Raw genomic sequence first — 12,875 nt, forward strand, 5'->3', positions numbered from 1 at the left:
GAGTTTGCGAGAGTATATAGTTAGAAAGAGCACCCGGGATTTTGATGTCATTCATCTTGCCCGGGTGCTCTTTTTATATTTGTTTTATGTAAGTTTGGTCATGTGAGCCGTCGTTAGAACATCGTCAAGGCATATAGATAAACAACTGCTGCAGGAATTGCCATCAGGGCACTGTCGAAACGGTCGAGCATCCCTCCATGCCCCGGCAGAATGTTACCGGAATCCTTGATGCCCAATTGGCGTTTCATGAGTGATTCGGTCAGATCGCCCCAAGTGCCGAAAATGACGACAACGATTGCCAGACCTACCCATTGCCATCCTGGCATAAAAGGAAAGAAATGTGCAAAGCCAAGAGAGGAAGCGATGGAGAATATTCCGCCGCCGATGCTGCCCTCCCAGGATTTTTTAGGTGAGATGCGTTCGAACAGACGGTGTTTGCCTATCAGCGAACCTACGCAATAGGCACCTGTATCGCTCAGCCAGATAAAAACGAAAATGGAAAGCGGTAGAATAGGGTTGTAGGTCACACTGCCCGTTTCCGGGGAATTCTGAAAAGCAAGTACGTTCAGCAGGGCAAAGGGGAGTGCCACGTACAATTGGCTTAGCATGGAGTAGGCCCAGTTACCCGTCGGATTCTTTTTCTTGAGGTAAAGTTCCGTAATCATCATGTAGAGCAATAGTCCCAAATAAGGAAGGAATACTCGTGCTCCTACAGACTGCTGGGTACAGAAACTCATCAATGCAAGGAAAAGGTAGGCTCCCCCCAATGCAGTGATGGTCTTGTTTATGCTTACTTCGCCGCTCTTGCTGACTAATTGGGCAAACTCATGTACGCTCAGTGCGCTGATAATGGTGAACAGTATACCGAACGAAAGGGGGCTGTAAAGAATACAGCCCACCAATACTATGACGAATAACACGCCGGTAACGGCACGTTGGATAAAGTTATTTTTCATGCTTTTCTTCTTCCTTAACTTCCTTTTCTGCTTCTATGGCTTTTTGCTCTTCTTCTTGCTCCGCTTTTTTCAGCTCGGCAGCAGTCTTGTTTGCACTGATTTCTTCCGAACGGGAAGCCCATGGACGTTTCCCAAAGATGTGTTCAACGTCTTCGGCAAAGATTACTTCTTTGTCAATCAGCAGTTGTGCCAGCCGGTTGTGCCCTTCTTGGTTTTCGGACAATATTTTCTTGGCACGTTCGTACTGTTCATTAACCATCTGCTTCACTTCTTCGTCAATCAATTCCGCAGTCTTTTCGCTATACGGGCGGTTGAAGGAATATTCCTCATTATTATAATAGCAGAGGTTGGGTAGTTTTTCGCTCATACCCAGATAGGCAATCATACCGTACGCCTGCTTTGTCACGCGTTCCAAGTCATTCATGGCTCCGGTGGATATTCTACCTAAGAATAGGTCTTCGGCGGCACGTCCTCCCAAGGTGGCACACATCTCATCGAGCATCTGTTCCTTAGTGGTGATTTGCCGTTCTTCCGGCAGATACCAAGCCGCGCCCAAAGCGCGTCCACGGGGTACAATGGTTACTTTAATCAGCGGATTGGCGTATTCCAGTAACCAGGAGATGCTGGCATGGCCGGCTTCGTGTATAGCAATGGAACGGCGTTCGGCTTCGGTAGTGATTTTGGTTTTCTTTTCTAATCCCCCCACAATACGGTCTACGGCATCCAGGAAGTCTTGCTTTCCGACGAACTTCTTGCCGTGGCGGGCGGCTATCAAAGCTGCTTCGTTACATACATTGGCAATGTCTGCCCCCGAGAATCCGGGAGTCTGGCGTGCCAGAAGGTCTACATCCACACTATTGTCTATCTTGATGGGGCGCAGGTGTACACCGAATACTTCCTTACGCTCATTAAGGTCGGGTAGGTCTACATGTATCTGGCGGTCAAAACGTCCGGCGCGCAGCAATGCCTTATCCAAAACGTCCACACGGTTGGTGGCGGCTAAGATGATAACACCACTATTGGAGCCGAAACCGTCCATCTCGGTCAGTAACTGGTTCAATGTGTTCTCGCGCTCGTCGTTGCCACCCATAGCGGCTGCTTTGGCACGGGCACGCCCTACAGCGTCAATCTCGTCGATGAACACGATACAAGGCGCTTTTTCCTTTGCTTGGCGGAACAAATCGCGGACACGGGAAGCTCCCACGCCGACAAACATTTCCACAAAGTCGGAACCTGCCAAAGAGAAGAAAGGTACGTTGGCTTCTCCGGCCACGGCCTTTGCAAGCAGGGTCTTTCCGGTTCCCGGAGGGCCTACCAGCAAGGCGCCCTTGGGTATCTTACCTCCCAAATCGGTATATTTCTGGGGCTCTTTCAAGAACTCGACAATTTCTTCTACCTCTTGCTTGGCTTCAGCAAGTCCTGCCACATCCTTGAATGTAATCTTGATGGGGGAACCTTTTTCAAACAATTGGGCCTTGGACTTTCCTACGCTGAAGATGCCTCCACCTCCGCCCATGCCTCCACCACCGCTCATGCGGCGGGACATGAAAATCCAGAAACCGATAAGGAATGCAAAGGGGAGAATCTGCCACAAAATGGCACCGAAGTAGTTCCGCTTTTTTTCGTAGTTAATGGAGCCGTCAAAGTGGGCGTCGTCTCTTTCCTTTTGCAGGAAATTACCTAGGCTCTCGCGTGAGGGGGCCTCGGTCGTAATAAGCGGATTCTTGCCTACGCGGCTGGAGTCCTGACGAAATACGTTTCCTACGTGCTGGGGTTTGACGTATGCTTCGACGGAATTGTCGTCGTAGCCGATGACTTTGCTTATATAACCGTCTCGTACATATTGCTGGAATTCATCATAAGAGATGTTTTTAGTTGCCGTACCACTTTCATTGGTCAGGTACAACCCCAGCAACATCATCGCTATAATCATATACAGCCAGTTCAGGTTGAACTTGGGCATATTCACTTTATTGGGTTTCTTGTTGGTATTATTGTCCATACGTTTTGATTAATCGAGGTCAGGAATTTGAGTTAATTTGGCGTCTGCCCATAGGTGCTCCAGATTGTAGAATTCCCTTGTTTCAGGCAGGAAGACATGCACCAATATGTCCGAGTAGTCCATAGCTACCCATTCGGCATTGCGCAGCCCGTCTACGGCAAAGGGCTTGGTATCGGCACCCTTGCGTGTGAAGTCCCTGATGGATTCTACAATGGCTGTCACTTGGCTGGGAGAGTTTCCTTGGCAGATGACGAAATAATTGCATATTGTATCGTCGATTTTTGTCAGATCTGCGATGACGATTTTTTTTCCTTTTTTATCTTGAATACCTTCTGTTATCTGTTGAATCAGTTTCTTCGTTTCGTTCATTATACATTATTATATTAAAACAGTTGACAAATATACGTTGATTTCTCATATCAAACACGCAAAAGAGGAAAACTCTTTCAATTTTTGATTTTTTTTAGTTATATAATCCTTTGGATTACGGTATCTTATCAGTTTTTTGCGAAAAAAATACTCGTTTTTGTTTTGATTTATAGAAATCTTTGTATCTTTGCAACCGCAAAACGGAAATAATAACAATTGGGCTATGGTGTAATGGTAACACTACAGATTCTGGTCCTGTCATTCCTGGTTCGAATCCAGGTAGCCCAACGAACTTACCTTATTTAAGTCAAAAAACCACTAAAATCGCAAGTTTTAGTGGTTTTTTGTTGCTTTTCGACCATGTACGAAAATTTCAGTGTAGGCATTCGGTGGCAAATTCAGTGACAAGGCTTCTGTAAGCCGGAAATATTCTGTAAATTTGTAGCATTTCAACATTAAAGCAGAATTTTATGGCAAAAGAATTAGCACTGAAGTACGGCTGTAACCCTAACCAGAAGCCGGCTCGCATTTTCATGCAGGAGGGGGAGTTACCTATTGAGGTTTTGAATGGACGTCCGGGGTATATTAATTTTATGGATGCCTTGAATGGATGGCAGTTGGTAAAGGAACTGAAAGAGGCGACCGGTATGCCTGCTGCAACTTCATTCAAACACGTCAGTCCGGCGGGTGCCGCCATCGGCTTGGAACTCAACGAGACAATGAAGAAGATTTATTTTGTGGATAATCTTCCGCTCTCTCCGCTTGCTTGCGCATATGTGCGTGCCCGCGGTGCCGACCGTATGTCTTCCTATGGTGACTTTATCGCTTTGAGTGATGTGTGCGACGAGGCTACTGTACGTTTTATTAACCGCGAGGTCTCGGATGGCGTTATTGCTCCGGGGTATACGGACGAAGCACTGGCTATCTTGAGGGAAAAGCGTAAAGGAACTTACAATGTGATTCAGATAAGTCCCGGCTATAAGCCTGCCCCGATTGAACATAAGGATGTCTTTGGTATCACGTTTGAGCAGGGACGTAATGAGATAAAGCTGAATGGAGATGAACTCTTTGCGAATATTCCTACTCGGAATAAGAATTTCCCGAAAGCAGCGAAACGTGATTTGATGATAGCCCTTATCACTTTGAAATATACGCAGTCGAATTCTGTATGCTATGTGAAGGACGGTCAGGCTATCGGTATTGGTGCCGGCCAGCAGAGCCGTATCCACTGTACTCGCTTGGCGGGCAACAAGGCCGACATTTGGTATTTACGCCAGCATCCGAAGGTGTTGAATTTGCCATGGGTAGAGAAAATCCGCCGTGCCGACCGTGATAATACGATTGATGTCTATATCAGTGAAGACCATGACGATGTGCTGGCTAACGGTGTTTGGCAGCAGTTCTTTACGGAGAAACCTGAAGTGCTGACCCGTGAAGAAAAACGGGCTTGGTTGGATACATTGAAAGGTGTTTCTTTGGGTTCGGATGCATTCTTCCCTTTTGGAGACAATATTGAGCGTGCCCATAAGAGTGGAGTAGATTACATTGCCCAAGCGGGTGGTTCTGTACGCGATGACCATGTGATTGAAACTTGCGATAAATATGGCATTGCCATGTCGTTCACGGGTATCCGTCTGTTCCATCATTGATAAGGGGTATAAAAGTAGGCCCGCCCCCACGGCTGCATAGCTGTAGGGGCGGGTTCCTTTTTTATTAAGTCTTATCTTGTTACGTTATCCTTGGTTTTTGATGTTCTCGTCCACCACTTTTATCTTTTCTTTCACAAGCTCGATGTCTGCTTTCAGCTTTTCCACCTTGCGGTTGATTTCTGTCAGCAGACTATTTCCCTTCTTGGAAGAAGTGGTCAGGAAGCCGAGATTGTTTTCATATGTCTGGAGCTCGTTCTTCATATTGTCGAAGGCACGTACCAGCTTCTCACGTTCCCGGTAAAGGGCTTGTGGACTACCTTCCTGAATGGAGCTGATAGTCGACTTGAAATTGCTTAGCTTCTTGTTGGAGGCACTGATGTTGAAGCGTTCAAACAATTTGTCTATCTGACTATGGTACTGCTTATAGATTCGGTCTTTCTCTTTGAAAGGTACATGTCCTACGCCGTTCCATTCTTTCATGAGGTCGCGTACCAGTTGGGTAGCTTCCTCCGTATCCATTTGGTCATCGATAGCATTCAGTTTCTCGATGATGTTTTTTTTCTTTTCCAGATTTTCCTGCTCTACGCTGCGCTGTGAAGAAGTGGCTTTGTTCTTTTGTTCGAAGAAGTAGTCACAAGCGGAGATGAAACGTTTCCATACGGCATCCGAATATTTCTTTGCTACCGGACCGATGGTTTTCCATTCTTTCTGAAGTTTGGTCAGTTCATCGGCAGTTACTTTCCAGTCGGTACTGTCCTTAAGAGCTTCTGCTTTTTCGCACAAGGCACGCTTCTTTTCCAGGTTTTCGTTCATACCTTCCTTCAGGGTCTTGAAGAACTCTCCCTTTTTACGGAAGAACTCGTCGCACGCTTTGCGGAAACGTTCGAAAATCTTCACGTTCATTTTTTGCGGAGCGAAACCGATGGTCTTCCATTTGTTTTGAAGTGCGATGACTTCTTGCGTTTTGCTCTCCCAAGAAGCAAAGTTTGTCAGTTCTTTGTAGTCGATGGCTTCTATGATTTCGCAAATTACGGTCTTTTGGTCAAGATTGTGTTGTTCCACTTCCTTCAACGCTTCGAAATGTTGCTGGTGACGTCGATTTACGGTTGTAGAGGCAGCTTTGAAACGTGCCCAGATTTCGTCGCGTAGTTCCTTGGCTACCGGCCCTGTATCACGAAATTCTTGATGTAGCTTCTGTAACTGATGGAAAGCTGAAACTACATCCGCTTCATCCGCCAGCTTTTCGGCAGCTTCACAGAGATGTGTCTTGATTTCCAAATTCTTCTTGAAATCGTATTCGCGGAATTCATTGTTCAGTTTCAGAAGGTCATAGAATTTCTCAACATACAATTGGTAGTTTTTCCAAAGCTCGTTGACCTTAGCTTGCGGAACGAGTTTAACTTCGTTCCATTGCTGCTGTAGTTTCTTGAACTCCGTATAGCTCTTGTTGGCGTCATCTGGAGATTCAACCAGCTCCTTCAGCTCTTCGATGATGGAAAGCTTTACCTGCAGGTTCATTTCCTTCTGCTTCTCCAGTTCGGCTGTGAGTGCGCTTCTTTTTTCTTTGATGACGGACATGATATTCTTGAACTCTTCTTCCACACTGTCTGTTTGTGGAACAAAGTTCTCCGCGGCGCCTCCGTTTTCAATGAACAGTTTTCTGGCCGCTTCCTGCTCAGCATTGTGCAGCTTGTAGAAAGATTGCTTCAAACCGTCTATTTCAGGTTTTGCCACGTTCTCCACGTCTGCAACCACCTCTTTGAGTTTGGCAAGTATTTCCTCTTTCGTGAGCTTCTGAACTGGCTCTACCGGCTTTTCCGAAACGATTTCTTCAGCGGGAGTTTCTGTTGTTGCCGGTTCAGAAACCTCTGCTGCCTTCTTTTCTTCTTCTAATTCCACCGGCTTTTCGGGGAGATTAGTGTCATGAGTGTCCGTCATTGTATTTACTTTTTTAGAAACGGGTTCCTCCCGTTCGGGTTACATTAGGCTACAAATTAATGAAATAAAATGATTACTTCATACAATTTGCCTTGATTTTTTTCTATTTTCTTGTTTTTATGACAGTAAGACAGTGATACCCATGTACAGCATCATGCCTATAATGTCATTGGTAATGGAGATAAACGGGCCGGTGGCAATGGCCGGGTCAACCTTCAGTTTCTCTAAAGTCATGGGGACTAGCGTTCCGAAGATGGAGGCGAACATGACGACTGCAAAGAGGCTGATGGAGACGGAATAAGTGACCGTAGCCGTAGCTCCGAACCGGATAAAATTATAGATGTATACCAGCAGGGAGATGATGGTGGCATTGATGACCGCCACTACTGCTTCCTTGGCTACCTGCTTGAAGGTGTCTTTGGCATCCAGTGAGCTGTTGGCAAGGCCTTGCACGATGATGGCAGACGACTGGGTTCCCACGTTTCCCCCCGTACCACCAATCAACGGAATATAAAGGGCCATTTCCGGATGGGCGGCGAAAGTCGTGTCGAAGTTACCCAATATCATGGAGTTGCCTATACCACCTAACATACCGATAAGTAACCATGGAAGGCGGGCAGAAGTCTGGCGCATGACATTATCGTCCGTTTCTACATCTTGGGACAAACCGGATGCCAACTGGTAATCACGTTCCGACTGTTCGCGGACTTCGTCCATGACGTCGTCTACGGTAATCTGGCCTACCAGACGCCCGATGCTGTCTACAACAGGAGCTGCCACCAAGTCATACTTTTCGATGATTTGTACCACTTCGTCAATGGGAGTATCTACATGGACGGAGATAGGATCTTTCCGCATCACATGCTTTACCTTGGAGACAGAAGGGGAAGTTATCATTTTCTTCAATGGGAATACCCCTTGCAGACGGTCTTCGTCGTCGATGACGTATACGTAGTAAATTTCATCCAGCTTTTCAGCTTGCAGGCGCATTTCCTTCAGACACTCCGGCATACTCCAGTTTTCATTGACAGTCACCATTTCCGTACCCATCAAACCACCGGCAGTGTCTTCATCATATTTCAGCAGGTCAACGATGTCACCGGCTTGTTCTATATCTTCGATGTGTGAAAGTACTTCCTCCTGCTTGTCTTCATCAAGTTCGCGCATCAGGTCTACGGCATCGTCCGTGTCCATATAATCCACGAAACGCTTGGCAATGGTCTCCGAAGGTAGAAGCTCCAGGAATTCTTTCCGGATGTCTTCGTCCATTTCAACCAGTACGTCCGCTGCCGTTTCGTTGTCAAGGAGGCGGTAAACGAAGCGGGCTTCCTCCAAGCCGAGGTCATTACACAGTTCTGCAATATCCGCCGGGTGAAGGTCTGTCAAAAGTGTTTTGACGTTTTCCGCGTCTTTCTGTTCTATCAGGCTTTTGACTTTGTCTATGTATTCTTCGTCTATTTCCATGATTGTTCGTGTTTGATCACTAACCATTAATCATTAATCGTTCTCAATGCCTGTTCCACTTGGTTGGTCAGCTGAATAAATTCCTGTACGGACAGTTGTTCCGGGCGTTTATTAAATAATACGTCCTCCGTCAGTGGACAGTCTTTGCCGAGTATCGGTTTTATGGAGTTCCGCAGAGTCTTGCGGCGTTGGTTGAACGTGGTTTTCACTACTTGCTTGAACAATTTCTCGTCGCAGCCTAAATCGTGCGTTTCATTGCGCATCATGCAGATGACGGCACTTTTAACTTTTGGGGGCGGGTTGAAGACATGTTCGTGTACCGTAAACAAGTACTCCACTTTGTACCATGCTTGTATCAGTACACTTAGGATTCCGTATGTCTTGCTGCCCGGCCCGGCGGCTATGCGCTCGGCTACTTCCTTTTGTATCATACCCGTACAGCAGGGAATCAGATCCTTATATTCCAGCATTTTGAAGAATATCTGGCTGGAGATATTATAAGGATAGTTTCCCGTCAGCACAAAAGGTTGCCCGCCAAACAACCGTTGCAGGTTCATTTTGAGGAAGTCGTCCTCAATAATGTTGTCTTCCAGTTGCGGATAGGCTTCCCGTAGGTAGGCCACTGACTCGTAGTCCAGTTCTACTACTTTGACGTTGCGTTCTTTGGGCAGAAGAAACTGGGTCAGTACTCCCATTCCCGGACCAACTTCGAGGATGGGAATTTCGGGACAGACATCTACCGTGTCGGCAATGTCTTGTGCCACTTTCAGGTCTTTCAGGAAGTGTTGCCCGAGAAACTTTTTAGGTTTAACTACTCTCATGTATCAACTAAATCATTACTTTTGCTCCGTAAACGTAGGCTGTAGTGTGAACAACAACCTATCTTTACACGGAGCAAAGGTAGTTCTTTTCAATGAAGAATGAAGAATGAAGAATGAAGAATTTGGGAATATCGTATGAATAAGCTGCTAAAAAAGACGTTGAAAATCATCTTACCCATTTTATTGGGTGGTTTTATCCTCTATTGGGTATATCGTGATTTTGACTTTTCAAAGGCAGAAGAAGTTCTCCTTCATCAGACGAACTGGTGGTGGATGTTGTTGTCCTTGTTCTTCGGTGTGATGAGCCATGTGTTACGAGGCTGGCGTTGGAAGCAGACTTTGGAGCCGCTGGATGCTCATCCCAAAACAAGCGATTGCGTTGATGCCATTTTTGTATCTTATGCCACCAATCTGGTACTGCCCCGTGTGGGAGAGGTTTCGCGTTGTGGAGTACTTGCCAAATATGATAATGTTTCCTTTGCAAAGTCCCTGGGGACGGTGGTGACGGAGCGGTTGGTAGATACGCTTTGCATTCTGCTGATTACGGGGATTACTTTTTTGGCGCAGATGCCTGTCTTTTTCCGTTTTTTCGAGGAGACGGGCACCAAGATTCCTTCGCTGGTGCATCTTGTGACTTCCCCTTGGTTTTATGTGGCTCTTTTTTCTATTATTGGTGTTTTGGTACTTCTCTATTTTCTGTTGCGTATGCTTTCTTTTTTTGAAAAGGTAAAGGGAGTAGTCTTGAATATATGGGAAGGTGTGATGTCGCTTAAGAATGTGAAGAATGTGCCTTTGTTTGTTCTTTACACTTTACTTATTTGGCTATGCTATTTCTATCATTTCTATATAACTTTCTATTGCTTCCAGTTTACGGAGCACCTTAGTTTCCTTGCCGGGCTGGTGATGTTTGTCGGCGGAACGTTTGCAGTCATTGTTCCCACGCCCAACGGGGCAGGACCCTGGCACTTTGCTGTCATCACTATGATGATGCTTTATGGGGTAAATGCTACGGATGCGGGTATATTTGCTCTGATAGTGCATGGCATACAGACGTTGCTGGTGATAGTGTTAGGCATCTACGGGTCGTTGCACCTGGCATTGGCGAATAGGGCAAAGAAATAGACGTTTCTTGTGGTGGGTTCCTATATTGTCACTTCTTGTGTTAGAGGACAGAGACAGTACTTATAGAGAGTACTCCTTTAAAAGTACTGTAATACTTCTTTGCAAGTACTTCAGTACTTCCTTATAAGTACTGAAGCCTAAAGGTTGTTGGAAGATTGGTTTCTTTAAACGATATTGTTGCTTGGATATAGAAGTGGGAGAAATTCCTAAATATGGTAGCTATATTAGGTGCAGATGTTCTATCGCAATATGTGAAGATGTAAAAGCCATGTTTAAGATAGCTGATGATTTAGTACTTTAGAAAAATCCCGGTTTATTGTACTTTCCGGGAATAAACCGTTATATTTGCGAAAACTAACTTTTTAGAATTATGAGTACAATCTTACAGTTAGCTCCACAGAATGTATGGAAGCACTTTTATTCACTGACCCAGATTCCCCGTCCGTCAGGACATATGGAGAAGATTACCAAATTCCTTATTGATTTTGGAAAAGGCTTGGGGTTGGAATCATTTGTCGACGAGGTCGGCAATGTTATTATTCGTAAGCCTGCCACTCCGGGTATGGAAAATCGCAAAGGCATCATCCTTCAGGCGCATATGGACATGGTGCCTCAGAAGAACAACGATACTATTCACGATTTTACAACAGATCCCATTGAAACCTATGTTGAGGGTGATTGGGTGAAAGCCAAAGGAACCACGCTGGGAGCAGATAATGGTTTGGGAGTAGCTGCCATTATGGCGGTGCTCGAAGATAATAACTTGAAGCATGGCCCATTGGAAGCTCTGATAACCAAGGATGAAGAAACGGGAATGTATGGTGCATTCGGTTTGAAACCCGGAACTATGCAAGGGGAAATTCTGCTGAACCTTGATTCTGAGGACGAAGGCGAACTCTATATCGGCTGTGCCGGTGGTCTTGATATTACTGCTACTTTGGAATATAAGGAGGAGACGCCTATGGCCGATTTCGTTGCTCGTAAGATTACGCTGAAAGGTTTGCGTGGCGGTCACTCCGGTTTGGAAATCAATGAAGGGCGCGGTAATGCCAATAAATTGCTGGCACGCATCGTACATGATTTGCTGATTGAGTTTGACTCCCAGCTGGCAAGTTTTGAAGGTGGTAATATGCGTAATGCTATCCCTCGCGAAGCACATGCAGTATTGGTGTTCAATCTTGAGGATATGGACGGTTTGGAAGATTATATGAAGGAATACGAGGCACAACTGAATGACGAATATGCTCCGATTGAAAGTGGTATTACCCTGAGTATAGAAGAGGTAACTCTACCCACTGCCGTTGTTCCTTCAGAAATCCAGGATAATATGATTAACGTGTTGATGGCTTGCCAGAATGGTGTGATGCGTATGATTCCTACTGTTCCCGATACTGTAGAAACTTCCTCCAATTTGGCTATCGTAATCATTGCAGACGGTAAGGCCGAAGTTCGTATTTTGGCGCGTAGTTCTTGCGATACGATGAAGGATTTCCTGGCAGACAGCCTGACAGCTTGTTTCGCTATGGCAGGTATGAAGGTGGAATTGAGTGGTGGCTATTCCGGATGGCAGCCTAATGTGGATTCTCCTATACTGCATGCCATGAAGCTGTCCTATAAGCAGCAGTTTGGTGTGGAACCTGCCGTGAAGGTTATTCACGCAGGTCTGGAATGCGGTATTATTGGTGCCAATTGTCCAGGACTCGATATGATTTCTTTCGGTCCCACTTTGCGTTCTCCGCATTCACCGGACGAGCGTGCGTTAATTCCTACTGTTTCCAAGTTCTATGATTTCTTGGTGGCTACATTGGAGCAGACTCCTGAAAAGTAGAGAATACTTTATGTAATGAATAGGGGCAGGGTGCTTTATTAAGTATCCTGCCTTTTTTGTCTGTGACAGTTTGTCCCCTTTCTGCCAGAATGTCCCAGACTTATTACAATGGTATGTCAATATCCTTGCACTTTCTCCCTAAAAATTGACCTAAGTCAAGAAATGTGTTATAAAACATGTTTTCTATCCGTTTTTTGCTTGTTATCTTGAACAAAGGCTCTATTTTTGTGTTGTAAAACATGAAAACAATAGAAAACTAGTAGATTTTTTAAGGATAACAAGATTGATTTTAGGAGGATAACAAAATGAAAATGTTAAAGAGTTTTTTTAAGCATGTCGGCGAAGCCGATAAGAACATTTGGGGTTACGTAATGCTTTAAGCATTCCCCCCCTTTCGTGAAGTATTGAATTTTAGTTTTCAGGTATTAGTTTAATTTTTTAAGATTATGAAAAAGAAGATTGCAAATTCATTTAAGCACATTCTTACCGCAGCTGGTAAGAATTGGATGGAGGCAATGAGATATTATAGCCTCCAAATGTGAGTACACTAGCATTTAAGTATAGCACAAGGGATATGTTTGCAAACATATCCCTTGTTTTTTTGTAGGAGTAGAATAAGATTTTTTATGTCCAAAAGTACATTTGTTTGAACTTTATTCACTTCCTTTGTTATTAATACAAAGACTCACTAGTGTCCACTAAAAATTTTTTGGTCACTAGTCGGTT

9 protein-coding genes and 1 tRNA gene are annotated in these 12,875 nt (G+C 45.1%); 4 read left to right on the forward strand and 6 right to left on the reverse strand.

Annotated elements, in window-relative coordinates:
• Nucleotides 1–113: 113 nt before the first annotated feature.
• Genes DW096_RS12555 through rsfS form a run of 3 tightly spaced genes read right to left on the reverse strand, consistent with a single transcriptional unit; the run spans nucleotide 114 to nucleotide 3,327 of the window.
• The gene (locus tag DW096_RS12555) at nucleotides 114–956 is read right to left on the reverse strand and encodes a phosphatidate cytidylyltransferase (protein ID WP_009037172.1); all 843 of its coding nucleotides are present in this window, start codon (nucleotides 954–956) and stop codon (nucleotides 114–116) included.
• The gene (gene ftsH, locus DW096_RS12560; protein WP_005824037.1) at nucleotides 946–2,958 is read right to left on the reverse strand and encodes an ATP-dependent zinc metalloprotease FtsH; all 2,013 of its coding nucleotides are present in this window, start codon (nucleotides 2,956–2,958) and stop codon (nucleotides 946–948) included. Before ftsH ends, DW096_RS12555 begins: the two co-directional genes overlap by 11 nt.
• A 9-nt stretch (nucleotides 2,959–2,967) precedes the next feature.
• Entirely contained in the window at nucleotides 2,968–3,327 is a 360-nt protein-coding gene (gene rsfS, locus DW096_RS12565; RefSeq protein ID WP_005824036.1) for a ribosome silencing factor, read from the reverse strand.
• A gap of 217 nt (nucleotides 3,328–3,544) precedes the next feature.
• Between rsfS and DW096_RS12570 the strand changes: the two genes are divergently transcribed.
• Both DW096_RS12570 and DW096_RS12575 read left to right on the forward strand, forming a co-directional pair.
• Nucleotides 3,545–3,615 (forward strand) — tRNA-Gln (locus tag DW096_RS12570).
• Nucleotides 3,616–3,797: 182 nt separating this feature from the next.
• Nucleotides 3,798–4,976 (forward strand): phosphoribosylaminoimidazolecarboxamide formyltransferase, encoded by a 1,179-nt coding sequence (locus DW096_RS12575; RefSeq protein ID WP_118931071.1) that lies wholly within the window; start codon nucleotides 3,798–3,800, stop codon nucleotides 4,974–4,976.
• Nucleotides 4,977–5,060: 84 nt separating this feature from the next.
• Here the strand turns inward: DW096_RS12575 and DW096_RS12580 are convergent, their stop codons facing one another.
• The 3 genes from DW096_RS12580 to rsmA form a co-directional block, all read right to left on the reverse strand.
• Complete coding sequence (locus tag DW096_RS12580) at nucleotides 5,061–6,914, reverse strand: DUF349 domain-containing protein (RefSeq protein WP_005835188.1); 1,854 nt, start codon at nucleotides 6,912–6,914, stop codon at nucleotides 5,061–5,063.
• A gap of 117 nt (nucleotides 6,915–7,031) precedes the next feature.
• Nucleotides 7,032–8,378, reverse strand: a complete 1,347-nt coding sequence (gene mgtE / locus DW096_RS12585; protein WP_005824027.1) for a magnesium transporter — start codon at nucleotides 8,376–8,378, stop codon at nucleotides 7,032–7,034.
• 26 nt (nucleotides 8,379–8,404) lie between these two features.
• On the reverse strand, nucleotides 8,405–9,199 hold the full coding sequence (gene rsmA / locus DW096_RS12590; RefSeq protein WP_005824025.1) for a 16S rRNA (adenine(1518)-N(6)/adenine(1519)-N(6))-dimethyltransferase RsmA: 795 nt from the start codon (nucleotides 9,197–9,199) through the stop codon (nucleotides 8,405–8,407).
• Between the two features lie 135 nt (nucleotides 9,200–9,334).
• On the opposite strand from rsmA, the gene DW096_RS12595 reads away from it, so the two are divergent.
• Entirely contained in the window at nucleotides 9,335–10,321 is a 987-nt protein-coding gene (locus tag DW096_RS12595; protein WP_005824021.1) for a lysylphosphatidylglycerol synthase transmembrane domain-containing protein, read from the forward strand.
• A gap of 370 nt (nucleotides 10,322–10,691) precedes the next feature.
• Nucleotides 10,692–12,149, forward strand: coding sequence for an aminoacyl-histidine dipeptidase (locus DW096_RS12600; protein WP_005835191.1), 1,458 nt, complete (start codon nucleotides 10,692–10,694; stop codon nucleotides 12,147–12,149).
• Nucleotides 12,150–12,875 lie beyond the last annotated feature (726 nt).

Source organism: Bacteroides sp. AM07-18 (assembly GCF_003602695.1).
In the GTDB taxonomy this organism is placed as follows: Bacteria; Bacteroidota; Bacteroidia; order Bacteroidales; family Bacteroidaceae; genus Bacteroides; species Bacteroides uniformis.

Excerpts from the sequence above, each read along its gene's own strand:
- DW096_RS12555 (WP_009037172.1), bottom strand. The coding sequence starts at position 956 with ATGAAAAATAACTTTATCCAACGTGCCGTTACCGGCGTGTTATTCGTC.
- ftsH (WP_005824037.1), bottom strand. The coding sequence starts at position 2,958 with ATGGACAATAATACCAACAAGAAACCCAATAAAGTGAATATGCCCAAG.
- rsfS (WP_005824036.1), bottom strand. The coding sequence starts at position 3,327 with ATGAACGAAACGAAGAAACTGATTCAACAGATAACAGAAGGTATTCAA.
- DW096_RS12575 (WP_118931071.1), top strand. The coding sequence starts at position 3,798 with ATGGCAAAAGAATTAGCACTGAAGTACGGCTGTAACCCTAACCAGAAG.
- DW096_RS12580 (WP_005835188.1), bottom strand. The coding sequence starts at position 6,914 with ATGACGGACACTCATGACACTAATCTCCCCGAAAAGCCGGTGGAATTA.
- mgtE (WP_005824027.1), bottom strand. The coding sequence starts at position 8,378 with ATGGAAATAGACGAAGAATACATAGACAAAGTCAAAAGCCTGATAGAA.
- rsmA (WP_005824025.1), bottom strand. The coding sequence starts at position 9,199 with ATGAGAGTAGTTAAACCTAAAAAGTTTCTCGGGCAACACTTCCTGAAA.
- DW096_RS12595 (WP_005824021.1), top strand. The coding sequence starts at position 9,335 with ATGAATAAGCTGCTAAAAAAGACGTTGAAAATCATCTTACCCATTTTA.
- DW096_RS12600 (WP_005835191.1), top strand. The coding sequence starts at position 10,692 with ATGAGTACAATCTTACAGTTAGCTCCACAGAATGTATGGAAGCACTTT.